The organism is Georhizobium sp. MAB10 (assembly GCF_045012825.1).
Taxonomy (GTDB): domain Bacteria; phylum Pseudomonadota; class Alphaproteobacteria; order Rhizobiales; family Rhizobiaceae; genus Georhizobium; species Georhizobium profundi.
The window spans coordinates 2,942,767-2,955,929 of sequence record NZ_CP118314.1 but is presented as its reverse complement, the minus strand read 5'-3'; the positions used below and the strand labels follow the sequence as shown (position 1 = coordinate 2,955,929).

Annotated in this window: 12 protein-coding genes; 11 read left to right on the top strand and 1 reads right to left on the bottom strand. The window is 62.8% G+C overall.

Going from position 1 to position 13,163, the window contains the following annotated elements; genetic code table 11:
• Nucleotides 1–133: 133 nt before the first annotated feature.
• Nucleotides 134–640 carry a transcriptional regulator LdtR gene (gene ldtR, locus PU133_RS14145; RefSeq protein ID WP_404862204.1) on the top strand — a complete coding sequence of 169 codons (507 nt, stop codon included), beginning with the start codon at nucleotides 134–136 and terminating at the stop codon, nucleotides 638–640.
• 386 nt (nucleotides 641–1,026) lie between these two features.
• A complete protein-coding gene (locus PU133_RS14140; RefSeq protein ID WP_404862203.1) occupies nucleotides 1,027–2,298 on the top strand; it encodes a murein L,D-transpeptidase in 1,272 nt (423 codons plus the stop codon).
• A gap of 509 nt (nucleotides 2,299–2,807) precedes the next feature.
• On the opposite strand, the gene PU133_RS14135 is transcribed toward PU133_RS14140, so the two are convergent.
• Nucleotides 2,808–3,779 (bottom strand): phytanoyl-CoA dioxygenase family protein, encoded by a 972-nt coding sequence (locus PU133_RS14135; protein ID WP_404862202.1) that lies wholly within the window; start codon nucleotides 3,777–3,779, stop codon nucleotides 2,808–2,810.
• A gap of 126 nt (nucleotides 3,780–3,905) precedes the next feature.
• On the opposite strand from PU133_RS14135, the gene PU133_RS14130 reads away from it, so the two are divergent.
• The 9 genes from PU133_RS14130 to PU133_RS14090 all read left to right on the top strand — a co-directional run bounded on the left by PU133_RS14130 (nucleotide 3,906) and on the right by PU133_RS14090 (nucleotide 13,152).
• Complete coding sequence (locus PU133_RS14130) at nucleotides 3,906–4,793, top strand: AraC family transcriptional regulator (protein WP_404862201.1); 888 nt, start codon at nucleotides 3,906–3,908, stop codon at nucleotides 4,791–4,793.
• Between the two features lie 110 nt (nucleotides 4,794–4,903).
• The gene (glyA, locus tag PU133_RS14125) at nucleotides 4,904–6,223 is read left to right on the top strand and encodes a serine hydroxymethyltransferase (RefSeq protein ID WP_404862200.1); all 1,320 of its coding nucleotides are present in this window, start codon (nucleotides 4,904–4,906) and stop codon (nucleotides 6,221–6,223) included.
• An 8-nt stretch (nucleotides 6,224–6,231) separates the two neighbouring features.
• A complete protein-coding gene (gene nrdR, locus PU133_RS14120) occupies nucleotides 6,232–6,714 on the top strand; it encodes a transcriptional regulator NrdR (RefSeq protein ID WP_126010729.1) in 483 nt (160 codons plus the stop codon).
• Nucleotides 6,707–7,831 carry a bifunctional diaminohydroxyphosphoribosylaminopyrimidine deaminase/5-amino-6-(5-phosphoribosylamino)uracil reductase RibD gene (gene ribD / locus PU133_RS14115; RefSeq protein ID WP_404862199.1) on the top strand — a complete coding sequence of 375 codons (1,125 nt, stop codon included), beginning with the start codon at nucleotides 6,707–6,709 and terminating at the stop codon, nucleotides 7,829–7,831. The genes nrdR and ribD overlap by 8 nt, the downstream gene beginning before the upstream one ends.
• Entirely contained in the window at nucleotides 7,831–8,436 is a 606-nt protein-coding gene (locus PU133_RS14110) for a riboflavin synthase (RefSeq protein WP_404862198.1), read from the top strand. Before ribD ends, PU133_RS14110 begins: the two co-directional genes overlap by 1 nt.
• 113 nt (nucleotides 8,437–8,549) lie before the next feature.
• Nucleotides 8,550–9,008, top strand: coding sequence for a 6,7-dimethyl-8-ribityllumazine synthase (locus PU133_RS14105; RefSeq protein WP_126010726.1), 459 nt, complete (start codon nucleotides 8,550–8,552; stop codon nucleotides 9,006–9,008).
• The gene (gene nusB, locus PU133_RS14100; RefSeq protein ID WP_404862197.1) at nucleotides 9,005–9,556 is read left to right on the top strand and encodes a transcription antitermination factor NusB; all 552 of its coding nucleotides are present in this window, start codon (nucleotides 9,005–9,007) and stop codon (nucleotides 9,554–9,556) included. The genes PU133_RS14105 and nusB overlap by 4 nt, the downstream gene beginning before the upstream one ends.
• Entirely contained in the window at nucleotides 9,553–10,803 is a 1,251-nt protein-coding gene (locus PU133_RS14095) for an MFS transporter (protein ID WP_404862196.1), read from the top strand. The genes nusB and PU133_RS14095 overlap by 4 nt, the downstream gene beginning before the upstream one ends.
• Nucleotides 10,804–11,013: 210 nt before the next feature.
• Nucleotides 11,014–13,152 (top strand): sodium-translocating pyrophosphatase, encoded by a 2,139-nt coding sequence (locus tag PU133_RS14090; RefSeq protein WP_404862195.1) that lies wholly within the window; start codon nucleotides 11,014–11,016, stop codon nucleotides 13,150–13,152.
• The last annotated feature ends 11 nt before the right edge of the window (nucleotides 13,153–13,163 follow it).

Genomic DNA, 13,163 nt, shown 5'->3' with positions numbered 1-13,163 from the left:
ACACGGAGGCGCTTCGGTAAGGCGCTGTTAATGCTAGCCTTTAAGTCCAATTTTATTGGTATTCGATAGGGTCTCTCTCAAGGCGGAAGAAAACAACAGCCGCCAACAGGGATCACGGAGAGGCTCGAAAACAATGGCACAGGCAAAGCTGCAGTCCAACGAAACGCACAACCGCGAAGGTGCTCTTCGCAATCTTTATCTGGAATCGCTCCAGCTGGTGGAACGCCTTCACCGCCGTCTGCTCGACGTCATCAAGGATGAGTTCGACCGCAAGGGACAGAGCGACATCAACGCCGTCCAGGCGCTGCTCCTCTTCAACATCGGCAATTCTGAACTGACCGCAGGCGAGCTTCGCTCGCGCGGCTACTATCTCGGCTCCAACGTCTCCTACAACCTCAAGAAGCTGGTCGATCTCGGCTTCATCAACCACCAGCGCTCGCGCATCGACCGCCGCTCGGTCCGGGTCAGCCTGACCGAAAAGGGCAACGAGATCGCCAAGGTCGTCGGCGCACTCTATGACCGTCACATCGGCTCGATCGAACAGGTCGGCGGCATCGGCACCGACGATTTCGAGAAGATGAACAAGCTGATGCAGCGCCTTGACCGGTTCTGGAACGACCAGATCCTCTACCGCCTCTAAGGCAACCTGACTTTCGACCACCTCCGGTCCCGGCCTCCGATCGCTGCAGCTTCCCTGCTGTCGCGACTGGAGGCCGCAGGTCGTCCAAGTTGCAGTCCTGCAACGGCGAAGATCGTATTCCGCCGGGCCTCGTCCAAGCCCGTTCCCGGCCATCCCTGAAACATGAATTGGCCATATTGCGATGACAACTCTCGCCGTGGAAGAGGGCAAACGAGGCGGTCCAATCTGCCTGTGAGCTCGCCGAAATCCCAATGTGCCGACGCTCGCGAACTTGTGATTACAACCGCAGGCTGGCGGCGTTCTAAGGGTTTCGTTTCATTAACTATACGGGTGCTAGCCTTTGGGCTCTTGCGTCAAGAACGTCTCGAATGTGATGGTGTGGTTGAATGGCGATGAAAAACGGATCTGAGCGACTGTCCCGACGGGCTTTTCTCTCGAGTGCGGCAATGGTTGGAGCGACGGCCTTCGCCGGTGCCGCCAGCGCCCAGACGGTTCTCGATAACATTTTGAACGCGCCACGGCGCGGCAACTGGGATGATCAGTTCGATGCGCGCGGCACGCGCAGCGTCGAGCAGGTCAGCTCGAATGTACCGGTCTTGAGCCCGGAAACGGTCAACAACACGAATTTCGCGCTCATCGACTATCAGAACATCGTGCGCAACGGCGGCTGGCCTTACGTACCGGAAACCCGCCTGCAGCTCGGCGCGACCGATCCGGCTGTCCAGGCACTGCGTCAGCGCCTCATGGTCTCCGGCGACCTGCCGATGGATGCCGGCATGTCTCTGGCTTTCGATTCCTACGTGGATGGAGCAGTCAAGCGCTTCCAGGCTCGCCACGGCCTGCCGCCGGATGGTGTTATGGGCGAGCTGACATTCAAGGCGCTCAACGTGCCGGCCGACATCCGTCTCGGCCAGCTCGAGACCAACGTCGTGCGCTTGCAGACGATGGCCGGTGATCTCGGCCCGCGCCACGTTGCCGTTAATATTCCTGCAGCGGCCATCGAGGCTGTCGAAGGCAATCAGGTTGCTTCGCGTCACACGGCCGTCGTCGGCAAGATCGATCGCCAGACGCCGATCCTCACGTCGCAGATCCACGAGGTCATTCTCAACCCGACCTGGACCGCGCCGCGCTCGATCATCGAGAAGGACATCATGCCGCTGATGCGGCAGAACCCGAACTATCTGACGGAAAACAGCATCCGTCTGTTCGACGGGCAGGGCAATGAAGTGCCGCCATCCTCCGTCGACTGGAACGCCGCACAGGCACCGAATTTGATGTTCCGGCAGGACCCCGGCGCCATCAACGCCATGGCCTCGACCAAGATCAACTTCCACAACGAGCATGCCGTGTATATGCACGACACGCCGCAGCAGAACCTGTTCTTCAACGAGGTTCGCTTCGATTCGTCGGGCTGTGTGCGCGTGCAGAACGTGCGCGATCTTTCGCTCTGGATCCTGCGTGACACGCCGGGCTGGAACCGCCAGCGGATGGAACAGGTGATTGCGACCCGCCAGGTCAACCCGATCGCCGTCAACAATCCGGTGCCTGTTTACTTCACCTACATCACGGCCTGGGCGACGTCCGACCGCGTGGTGCAGTTCCGCGACGATATCTACAAACGCGATGGCGCGCCGGAATTGGCAATGCAGGAAGGCTGATCTTCCTCATCAACCGGGAACTTCTGATGGCCGCCGAAAGGCGGCCATTTGCTTTTCAGGATGGGACTCAGTGCGGCGAAGCCGGAACATTTCGTGTGCGTGCCGCACAAGGTTCGGTCGCGACAAAGCGGCCGCTCTCCAAGGTCAGAGTGCATGTCACCAGCGATTCGTAGCGAACCAGTGCACGTGCTGACGGGGTAAAAAATTCCACGACGAGCCCGATTATCGTGGCAATGATCAACGCTAATGCGCCGAGAAGTGTGGATTTGAGGTAGCATTTCCTGCGTATGCGAAAGTACGAGTCATTCAAAGTCTCCGTCCGATCTGCTGTCCGGCAGACAACACGCATCATCGGGAGACCGTTCCAAGGCGCAACCTGCCTTCGACTCAATCCAACGCGATCAAGCCGCTCATGCTCAACAAAACCTTAATTCAGCGGCAGGCGGATTGAACGAAAAAGGGCGCCTGCGTTTGCGGCGCCCTTCTTTCATCGGGGATCTAGTTTCGGCTTACCAGCGATCGAGACCGAGCAGCTTGCGGCCGAGCGGGTTGAGCTCGGCGACAGCGTTTTGCTTCTCCAGTTCGCGCGGATCGCCGGGGAAGGGGTTGCCCTTCGGCGCTTCGCGCTCCTGCCAAAGACGGATGCGCTCTTCGCGCACCGCATCGTTGTCGAAATTGCCGGGGAACATGGAGATGTATTGCGCCATGCGCACGCGGTTTTCCGAGCGATTCGGCCGCACGCCATGGGCAAGCAGCGAGTTGAAGATGAGCAGGTCGCCCGGCTCCATGTCGATATTGATGATGTCGTAGCCGGTGGTATCGGGCTTGAAGGGGTTGCGGTCTTCCGGCTGGCGGTCGCACCATTCTTCGAGCTCTGCAAAGAGATCCGGCACGCACTGGAAGCCGCCCGTTTCCTTGTCCTGCTTGGCGAGCGAAAGCACGCCCTGCACGCTGATCGGGAAGGGCCGCACCGACGTGTCGACGTCGAAATGGATGAAGCCGTTTTCCTGCTGGGCGGCACGCGCTGCCTTGTTTGGAGGATTGAGGTTTGCGCGGTCGATCGCAACCCACAGGTTCTCGCGGTCCCAGATGTCGACGAAGGCATCGTAGACGCGTTGGGTCTGGCGATTATTCCAGAGCGTCTGGTGGTTATAGACTTCCACCATGCCGGCGTTGTTCAGTTCCTTCATCTTGTATTCGCGCAGCTGCGGCTTGTACCAGGTCGACGGGTCGTGACGATCCATCTCCTGAAAGTCCCACAGCATATCGATCACGGCATCGCACTGTTCCTTGGGAACGGCGCCGCGCACGATGACGTAGCCACGCGTCGTCCAATGCTTCCAGTCATCCTCGGAAAGGACGCGTAGCGGCAGGGTTTTTTCGATGTCCTTGAGCTGGGTCGTGACACCCATGGCCTGGGGGTGATCGCCGTGGCCATCGTCTTCTTCGACGGCCGGCTGCTTCAGGGCTGCTTGGTTCATGGTCTCCCTCCCATCGGGTCAACATGATGACGATGGCGAGAGATTACGCGGTCCACCAAACGCATGTTGTCGTGTTCTGGCCGATTCTGGTAGGATACTGGCGTCGCTTGAGAGGAGGGCGCGTTTATGAGGCCGTTTCTGGAGAAGATCCGCCAATCCGATGGCGCGTCCTGGGCGTTCCTCGATCGCGTCCTGCCGGACGGCATCCCCTTCGAATGGCACCATCACCCCGAATACGAGCTGACCCTGACGCTGAACAGCCGCGGTCACCGTTACGTGGGCGATCATATAGGCGCCTATGACGATGGTGACCTTGTGTTGCTGGGACCGGGGCTGGCGCATAGTTGGGCGTCCAGCGACAAGATCGATGCCGCCGGACCGCATCGCGCTCTGGTCATCCAGTTCACCGAAGCCTGGGCGGGATCCCTGACAGCGCTCTTCACCGAGATGGCGGCCCTGCGCCATCTGCTTGCTGAAGCAGACCGTGCGGTCTGTTTTTCTCCCGAAATCGCTGCTGCAGTGCGGGCGGACCTCGAGGCGTTGGTGGGACTGCCAGCGGACGAGCGGCTTGTGCGTTTGCTTTCGGTCTTCGCAAGGCTGACCCGCGACGATCACCGCAGCCTGCTGGCGAGCCCCGGCCGCGCGCTCGTCGCCGCCTCCGACGCCGATCGACCGCGCATCGACAAGGTGCTGGAGCATCTTCACGCCAACCACCGCGCGCCGATCGCCATTGCGGAACTTGCCGAGATCGCCTGCCTCAGCGAGTCGGCGCTCCACCGCATGTTCCGTCGCCAGACGCGGCTGACGCCGCTCGAATATCTGACGCAACTGCGCATCGGCCATGCGTGTTCGCTGCTGATCGATACGGATCGCCCGATCCATGTGATCGCCGACGAGGTCGGCTACCGCAATCTCGCGCTTTTCAATCGGATCTTCAAATCGCGTCGCGAAATGACGCCCAGGGAGTTTCGTGCCGCGTACCGGCGGGGGCATCATCCGCACCTGGCTGCCTGAAGGGCAAATGAGCGCTGCGAAAGTGCCGCAGTCCGGGCTGCTCATATTGCTCTCGATGCCCGCCGGGTTTAAGAGGGCGCCACGTCAAGAGCGAAAGGACTTCAGGGCCCATGTCCACTGCATCCCAGGCTTCCGCCAAGCGTTTCGCCGACGCTTTCTTCAATCGCTCGCTTGCCGAAGCCGATGCCGATATCTTCGGCGCGATCGGCAAGGAACTCGAGCGCCAGCGTCACGAGATCGAACTGATCGCATCCGAAAACATCGTCTCGCGCGCCGTCCTGGAAGCTCAGGGCTCGGTGATGACGAACAAATATGCCGAAGGCTATCCCGGCAAGCGCTATTATGGCGGCTGCCAGTTTGTCGATATCGCCGAAGAGCTTGCCATCGAGCGTGTGACCAAACTCTTCGGTTGCGGCTTCGCCAATGTGCAGCCGAATTCCGGCAGCCAGGCGAACCAGGCGGTGCTTCTCGCCCTGTCGAAGCCCGGCGACACCATTCTCGGCATGAGCCTCGACGCCGGCGGTCACCTGACCCATGGCGCCAAGCCCAACCTTTCCGGCAAGTGGTTCAATGCCGTTCAGTACGGCGTGGTCTCGTCGACCGGTCTCCTCGACTACGATCAGGTCGAGGAACTGGCCCGCGAACACAAGCCAGCGATCATCGTCGCTGGCGGCTCGGCCTATTCGCGCCAGATCGATTTCGCCCGTTTCCGCAAGATCGCGGACGAAGTGGGTGCCTATCTCTGGGTCGACATGGCGCACTTCGCCGGTCTCGTCGCCGGTGGACAGCATCCGAGCCCGTTCCCGCATGCCCACGTGGCGACGTCCACGACCCACAAGACGCTCCGTGGTCCGCGTGGCGGCATCGTCCTCACCAATGACGAGGCGATCGCCAAGAAGATCAATTCGGCCGTTTTCCCCGGTCTCCAGGGCGGCCCGCTGATGCATGTCATCGCCGGCAAGGCAGTGGCATTCGGCGAGGCGCTGACGCCTGAATTCCGCAACTATACGGCGCAGGTCGTAGAAAACGCCAATGTCCTGGCCGAAACGCTGGTCGAAGGTGGCCTGCAGATCGTCTCCGGCGGCACCGACACGCACCTGATGCTTGTTGACCTGCGTCCGAAGAACCTTACGGGCAAGGCTTCCGAAGCTGCGCTCGGCCGCGCCTACATCACCTGCAACAAGAACGGTGTACCGGATGATCCGGAAAAGCCGATGGTCACGTCCGGCGTTCGCCTCGGCACGCCGGCCGGCACCACCCGCGGTTTCGGCAAGGATGAGTTCCGTGAAATCGGCCGCCTGATCGTCGAAGTGCTCGATGGACTAAAGGCAGCCAACTCGGAAGAGGGTAATGCCAAGGTCGAGGAAGCCGTGAAGGCCAAGGTGATCGCGCTCACCGATCGCTTCCCGATCTATCCGCATCTCGGCTGACCGGCCTGATGCGCTGCCCCTACTGCTCGTCGGAAGACAGCCAGGTCAAGGATTCGCGTCCGGCGGAGGATGGTGCAGCCATCCGCCGCCGTCGCGTGTGCCCGGATTGCGGGGGCCGCTTCACGACCTTCGAGCGGGTCCAGCTGCGTGAACTGACGGTCATCAAGAAGACCGGCCGGCGCGTGCCCTTCGATCGAGACAAGCTGATGCGCTCCTTCGAGATCGCGCTGCGCAAGCGGCCGGTAGAGCGTGACCGGATCGAGCGCGCTGTCTCGGCCATCGTCAGGCGTTTGGAAAGCTCCGGCGAACAGGACATCCAGTCCGAGCAGATCGGGCTTCTCGTCATCGAGGCGCTGAAGGCGCTCGATGACGTCGGTTTCGTCCGCTACGCCTCGGTCTATCGCGACTTCTCAGGCCCCGAAGACTTCGAGAACGTCATCAACGAACTGACCGCCCGCATCAATGCGGACACCACCGCTGCGAATGACTGAATGTGCTGACGGCGCCGCGGTGACGGCCGACGATCGCCGCTTCATGGCAGCCGCAATCCGGCTGTCGCTGCGCCACTCAGGCCTGACTGGCTCCAACCCATCCGTCGCGACCCTGATCGTTGCCGACACCGATCATGGCCCGGTCATCGTCGGCCGCGGGGTGACCGCGCTTGGCGGCCGGCCCCACGCCGAAGCCGAGGCATTGGCAGAAGCCGGCGAGCGCGCCCGTGGCGCAACCGCCTATGTCACGCTCGAACCCTGCGCCCATCACGGCCGAACGCCGCCTTGCGCCGAGGCGCTGGCCCGATCCGGCATCAGGCGCCTGGTGGCCGCGACGATGGATCCGGACCACCGCGTATCCGGCAAGGGCTTCGAGATTCTGCGCGCCGCCGGCATCGAAACCGTGCCCGGTGTGTTGGCGGAGGCCTCCGAGCATGCGCTGGCCGGCTATCTCATGCAGCGCACGAGCAACCGGCCGCATGTGACTCTGAAAGCGGCAGTTTCGGCAGACGGCAAGATCGGACGGGCCGGGGCAGGGCAAGTCGCGATCTCCGGAGACGTGTCGCGCGCGCAGTCCCATCTGATGCGCGCCGAAAGCGATGCGATTCTGGTCGGGATCAACACCGTGCTCGAGGATGATCCGGCGCTGACATGCCGCTTGCCTGGGCTGGAGCGCCGGTCGCCGATCCGCATCGTCCTTGACGATCACTTGCGCCTGCCGCTCGACAGCCAACTTGTAAAGACCGCCCGCGATGTACCGCTCTGGGTCGCAACGACCAGCGAGGACGACCGGGCCCGCCGCGCTCTGGAAAAGGCCGGCGTCGAGATCGTTGCCTGCGCCCGCCACAACGGCCGCATCGCGTTGCCGGAGCTTCTGGACGATCTCGGCGCACGCGGCGTCTACACCTTGCTCGTGGAGGGAGGTGCGTCGGTTGCAGCTTCTTTCGTGCGCGACGATCTTGCCGATCGGATCGCGCTTTTCTCTGGCACCGCGACTGTCGGTGATGACGGCATTGACGCTCCGTTCACGTCAGCCACCATGCCGGTGGGCTTTTCACGAGGGCAGGCGATGCTTTATGGCAGCGACCGGTTCGAAGAATGGAAGAGAGATCGCTGATGTTCACCGGGATCGTCACGGATATCGGCCGCCTGCTGGCAACGGAAAAGCTCGACCACGGGCTGAAGCTGCGCATCGCCACGTCCTACGACCCTGCCGGCATCGACATCGGCGCTTCGATCGCCTGTTCGGGCCCGTGCCTGACGGTCACAGCCCTTTCGGCTCCGGGCGAAGAGCGCTGGTTCGAGGTGGAGGCCTGGGAAGAGGCGCTGCGGCTGACGACGATCGGCAATTGGGCCATCGGCGCGCGCATCAATCTTGAGCGGTCGCTCAAGATTGGCGACGAACTGGGCGGGCACCTCGTCTCCGGCCACATCGATGGCGCCGCGACGATCGTCTCCGTCGAGAGCGAGGGGGAGGCGACCCGCTTCACGCTGGAAGCCCCCGCCGAACTGGCCCGGTTCATCGCATGCAAGGGCTCCGTTGCGCTCGACGGCACGTCGCTCACGGTCAACGGCGTTGATGGTGCACGGTTCGACGTGCTGCTCATCCGCCACTCGCTCGAAGTCACCACCTGGGGCGAGCGCAAGGCCGGCGACCGCGTCAATCTCGAAATCGACCAAATGGCGCGCTACGCTGCACGGCTGGCGGAGTTCGCCGCCTGAGATGGCGCTTGGCGGGCGATTGGGCTTGCCAAAGCAGACGGCACATGGTTTGACGCGCTCCACCCCCATATCACCCACGCATCGCCGCGTTCCGGCGCAAGGATACCCGTTTCATGGCGCAATCCGAGAAGCTTCATTTGTTGATCGTCGAGGCGCGTTTCTATGACGATCTCGCCGATGCTCTGCTCGAGGGCGCCAAGGCGGCTCTGGACGAAGCCGGCGCAACCTACGACCTCATCACCGTACCAGGTGCGCTGGAAATCCCGGCCGTCATCTCCATGGCGCTCGACGCGGCCGATGAAGGCGGCACCGATTATGACGGCTTCGTCGCACTCGGCACCGTCATCCGCGGTGAGACCTATCATTTCGAGATCGTGGCCAATGAATCGAGCCGTGCGCTGACCGATCTTGCCGTCGACGAGGCGATCGCGATTGGCAACGGCATCCTGACCGTCGAGAACGACGAGCAGGCGTGGGTACGGGCACGCAAGGACGATAAGGACAAAGGTGGTTTCGCAGCGCGCGCGGCGCTGACCATGATCGCCGTCAAGAACAGGCTGAACGCAGCGTGAGCGACAAGGACCGACAGCAACAGGCTTCAGGCCGCCCAGCCGGCGAGGTGAGACCTGCAAACCAGCGCGGCGCCGCACGCCTCGCTGCCGTGCAGGCGCTCTACCAGATGGACATTGCCGGCACCGGCGTGCTGGAAGTGATTGCCGAATACGAAAACCATCGCCTTGGCCGGGAGATCGACGGCGACACCTACCGGCAGGCGGATGCCGCGTGGTTCCGCTCCATCGTGTCTGGCGTTGTGTCCGATCAGCGCAACCTCGATCCGCTGATCGCCTCGGCACTCACGATGGATTGGCCGCTGTCGCGTCTCGATTCGACGCTGCGCGCGATCCTGCGTGCAGGAACGCTCGAACTGTCGACCCGCAAGGACGTGCCGGTCGCGGTGATCGTCACCGAATATGTCGATATCGCCCAGGCGTTCTATGTCGGCGAAGAGCCGAAGATCGTGAACGCTGTGCTCGACAGGCTCGCCCGTCAGTTGCGCGGCGACCGGTCACCTGCCCAAGGCGGACCGGCCGGTTCCGACAAGGCTCCGTCGGCCAAATGAGCGCATCTGCCCGTGATCATATGAGCGGGCAGGGTTCTTCGACAGCAAAAAGCGCGAGGATCAACGCCGTCGTGCTTGCGGCCGCGCAGGCGGTTGTGGGCGCTGCCGCCCCGATGACGATCTCCATGGGCGGCCTTGCGGGCTACTATCTTCTCGGCAGCGACAAATCGCTCGCGACCGCGCCGGTGACAGGATTCACGGTCGGATTGGCGCTCGGCGCTTTCGGTGCGGCGGCCATCATGCGGGTGACGGGGCGTCGGCTGGGCTTCATGGTTGGTGCCGCGTTCACCGCAGCCGGCGGCGCGCTCGCAGCGCTTGCCCTTTGGATCGGTTCCTTCTGGTTCTTCGCCTTCGCTCTGGCGGTCATCGGCTGCGGCGGCGCCTTTGTGCAGCAATACCGTTTTGCCGCGGCCGACAATGCGCCTCCGCAGTTCAAGGCGCAGGCGATCTCCTGGGTGCTTGCCGGCGGGGTCTTCGCTGCCGTCATCGGTCCCCAAACGGTGATCTTCAGCCGGGAAATGTTTCCGACAGTCCCCTTCGCCGGCGTCTTCGTCGCAATGATCGCGCTGGGCATTGTCGGAGCACTCATCTTGTCCGTGCTGCGCGAGAGCCGGGACGCCGTCGTCGATCCCGCGTCGCAGACGGCCGACGACCGTCCCCGGCCGCTTCGCGACATCGTCGCCCAGCGCAGCTTCGTGACCGCCATGGTCTGCGGGGTAGGCACCTACGCGCTGATGACCTTCATGATGACCGGCGCGCCGCTTGCCATGGTCGCCTGCGGCTTCTCGGCCGATCTCGCCACGCTCGGCATACAGTGGCACGTGATGGCGATGTTCGCGCCGAGCTTCTTTACCGGTCATCTCATCCGCCGGTTCGGAGAAGCGACCATCGTCGGCATCGGCCTCGCACTCTTGCTGGTCTGCGCCTTCATTGCCTTCATCGGCATCGAGCTTTGGAATTTCTGGCTGGCGCTCGTTCTGCTCGGGATCGGCTGGAACTTCGGCTTCATCGGCTCGACCGCCATGGTCACCGCCACGTACCGGCAATCGGAAAAGAACAAGGTGCAGGGCTTCCACGACGGCTTCCTGTTCTCGCTGGTGGCCGTGGCGTCGCTCGCCTCCGGCGGTGCGCTGAACCATTTGGGCTGGGAAGGCGTCTCGCTGGTCTTGGTGCCGATCGCGAGCCTCTGCCTCCTCGTGCTCGGGCTCCAGGTCGTGAGCGACAGGCAAAAGCACGCCTCCGCCTGAAGCGCTAGCCGCGGCGCCCAAACCGCCTCGAGCGGCTGCAACTTATAACTTTCTCCTTATGTTCAATACACTTGACCGGGCTTGACCGTAGGGCAATCATCCCGCCCACTGCGACCGAGCGTCGCAGAGCCCGAGTGGCTTCGCGATTCGGGAGGAAGGCGGCGTCGGGGACTTGAGGCGCCGAAAAGACCACCAGGAGGATTAAGAGGAATGAGCATTTTGATCGCCGTCATTGCTTGCGGCCTGCTTGCGATTGCCTACGCCATTTGGGCGACGCAATCGGTTCTCGCAGCCGACCAGGGCAATGCGCGCATGCAGGAAATTGCCGGTGCCATCCGCGAGGGCGCACAGGCCTATCTCTCCAGACAATATACGACCATCGCCATCGTTGGCGTCGTCGTTTTCGCCTTGACCTGGTGGCTTCTCGGGGCAACCGCTGCGGTCGGCTTCCTCATCGGCGCCGTGCTTTCCGGCGCTGCGGGTTTCATCGGCATGCATGTGTCGGTGCGCGCCAACGTCCGCACCGCACAGGCCGCTGCACACAGCCTGTCGGCCGGTCTCGACATCGCGTTCAAGTCGGGCGCCATCACCGGCATGCTCGTTGCCGGTCTCGCGCTGCTCGGCGTCGCCGTCTACTTCTTCGTTCTGACTGCAATCATGGGCTTCGGGCCCGGCGACCGCGTCGTCATCGACGCACTCGTTGCGCTTGGCTTCGGCGCATCGCTGATTTCGATCTTCGCCCGTCTCGGCGGCGGGATCTTCACCAAGGGTGCGGATGTCGGCGGCGACCTCGTCGGCAAGGTGGAAGCGGGGATACCGGAGGACGATCCGCGCAATCCGGCAACGATTGCCGACAACGTAGGCGACAATGTCGGCGACTGCGCTGGCATGGCGGCTGACCTATTCGAAACCTACGCGGTCACCATCGTCGCGACGATGGTGCTTGGCGCGATCTTCTTCGCCGGCACGGACATCCTGGCCAGCGTAATGCTCTATCCGCTGGCGATTGGCGCGGCCTGCATCGTCACATCCATCATCGGCACGTTCTTCGTGCGTCTCGGCTCCAACGGCTCCATCATGGGCGCGCTCTACAAGGGCCTGCTCGTGACCGGGCTCCTCTCGATCATCGGGCTTGGCGCCGCCACGTCACTGACCATCGGCTGGGGCTCGATCGGCCAGGTCGACGGCATGGATATCACCGGAACCAACCTGTTCCTGTGCGGCATCCTCGGTCTTGCCGTGACGGGCCTCATCGTCTGGATCACCGAATATTATACCGGCACCAACAAGCGGCCGGTCAATTCGATCGCCCAGGCATCCGTTACCGGCCACGGCACCAACGTCATCCAGGGCCTTGCCGTATCGCTGGAATCGACCGCACTGCCGGCGATCGTCATCGTGGCGGGCATCATTTCCACCTTCCAGCTCGCCGGCCTGCTCGGTACCGGTATCGCCGTCACGGCCATGCTCGGCATTGCGGGCATGATCGTCGCGCTCGATGCGTTCGGTCCGGTGACCGACAATGCCGGCGGGATTGCCGAAATGGCGGGACTTCCGCCGGAAGTACGCCGCTCCACCGATGCGCTCGACGCCGTGGGCAACACGACGAAGGCCGTCACCAAGGGTTATGCGATCGGATCGGCCGGCCTCGGCGCGCTCGTGCTTTTCGCTGCCTATTCCAACGACTTGGAGTTCTTCGCTGCGAATTCGGACCAGTATCCGTACTTCGCCGACATGGGCGACATCTCGTTCTCGCTCTCGAACCCCTACGTGGTCGCCGGCCTGATCTTCGGCGGTCTCATCCCCTACCTCTTCGGCGGTATCGCGATGACGGCCGTTGGCCGTGCAGCGGGTTCCATCGTGGAAGAGGTGCGGCGCCAGTTCCGCGAGGATCCGGGCATCATGGCCGGCACGTCCAAGCCGAACTATGCCCGCGCGGTCGACCTTCTGACCAAGGCCGCCATCCGGGAAATGATCATCCCGTCCCTGCTGCCGGTGCTGGCCCCGCTCGTCGTCTATTTCGGCGTGCTCTTGATCTCCGGATCGAAGGCCTCGGCATTTGCGGCGCTTGGCGCGTCTCTGCTCGGCGTCATCGTCAACGGCCTGTTCGTTGCCATCTCCATGACGTCCGGCGGTGGCGCATGGGACAATGCCAAGAAGTCCTTCGAGGATGGGTTCATCGACAAAGACGGCGTCAAGCACGTCAAGGGATCGGACGCTCACAAGGCATCGGTGACCGGCGATACGGTCGGAGATCCCTACAAGGATACGGCCGGACCAGCCGTCAATCCGGCGATCAAGATTACTAACATCGTGGCGCTGCTGCTTCTGGCAGTTCTCGCCCACTGACTCTAAGCACA

Excerpts from the sequence above, each read along its gene's own strand:
- ldtR (WP_404862204.1), top strand. The coding sequence starts at position 134 with ATGGCACAGGCAAAGCTGCAGTCCAACGAAACGCACAACCGCGAAGGT.
- PU133_RS14140 (WP_404862203.1), top strand. The coding sequence starts at position 1,027 with ATGGCGATGAAAAACGGATCTGAGCGACTGTCCCGACGGGCTTTTCTC.
- PU133_RS14135 (WP_404862202.1), bottom strand. The coding sequence starts at position 3,779 with ATGAACCAAGCAGCCCTGAAGCAGCCGGCCGTCGAAGAAGACGATGGC.
- PU133_RS14130 (WP_404862201.1), top strand. The coding sequence starts at position 3,906 with ATGAGGCCGTTTCTGGAGAAGATCCGCCAATCCGATGGCGCGTCCTGG.
- glyA (WP_404862200.1), top strand. The coding sequence starts at position 4,904 with ATGTCCACTGCATCCCAGGCTTCCGCCAAGCGTTTCGCCGACGCTTTC.
- nrdR (WP_126010729.1), top strand. The coding sequence starts at position 6,232 with ATGCGCTGCCCCTACTGCTCGTCGGAAGACAGCCAGGTCAAGGATTCG.
- ribD (WP_404862199.1), top strand. The coding sequence starts at position 6,707 with ATGACTGAATGTGCTGACGGCGCCGCGGTGACGGCCGACGATCGCCGC.
- PU133_RS14110 (WP_404862198.1), top strand. The coding sequence starts at position 7,831 with ATGTTCACCGGGATCGTCACGGATATCGGCCGCCTGCTGGCAACGGAA.
- PU133_RS14105 (WP_126010726.1), top strand. The coding sequence starts at position 8,550 with ATGGCGCAATCCGAGAAGCTTCATTTGTTGATCGTCGAGGCGCGTTTC.
- PU133_RS14095 (WP_404862196.1), top strand. The coding sequence starts at position 9,553 with ATGAGCGCATCTGCCCGTGATCATATGAGCGGGCAGGGTTCTTCGACA.
- PU133_RS14090 (WP_404862195.1), top strand. The coding sequence starts at position 11,014 with ATGAGCATTTTGATCGCCGTCATTGCTTGCGGCCTGCTTGCGATTGCC.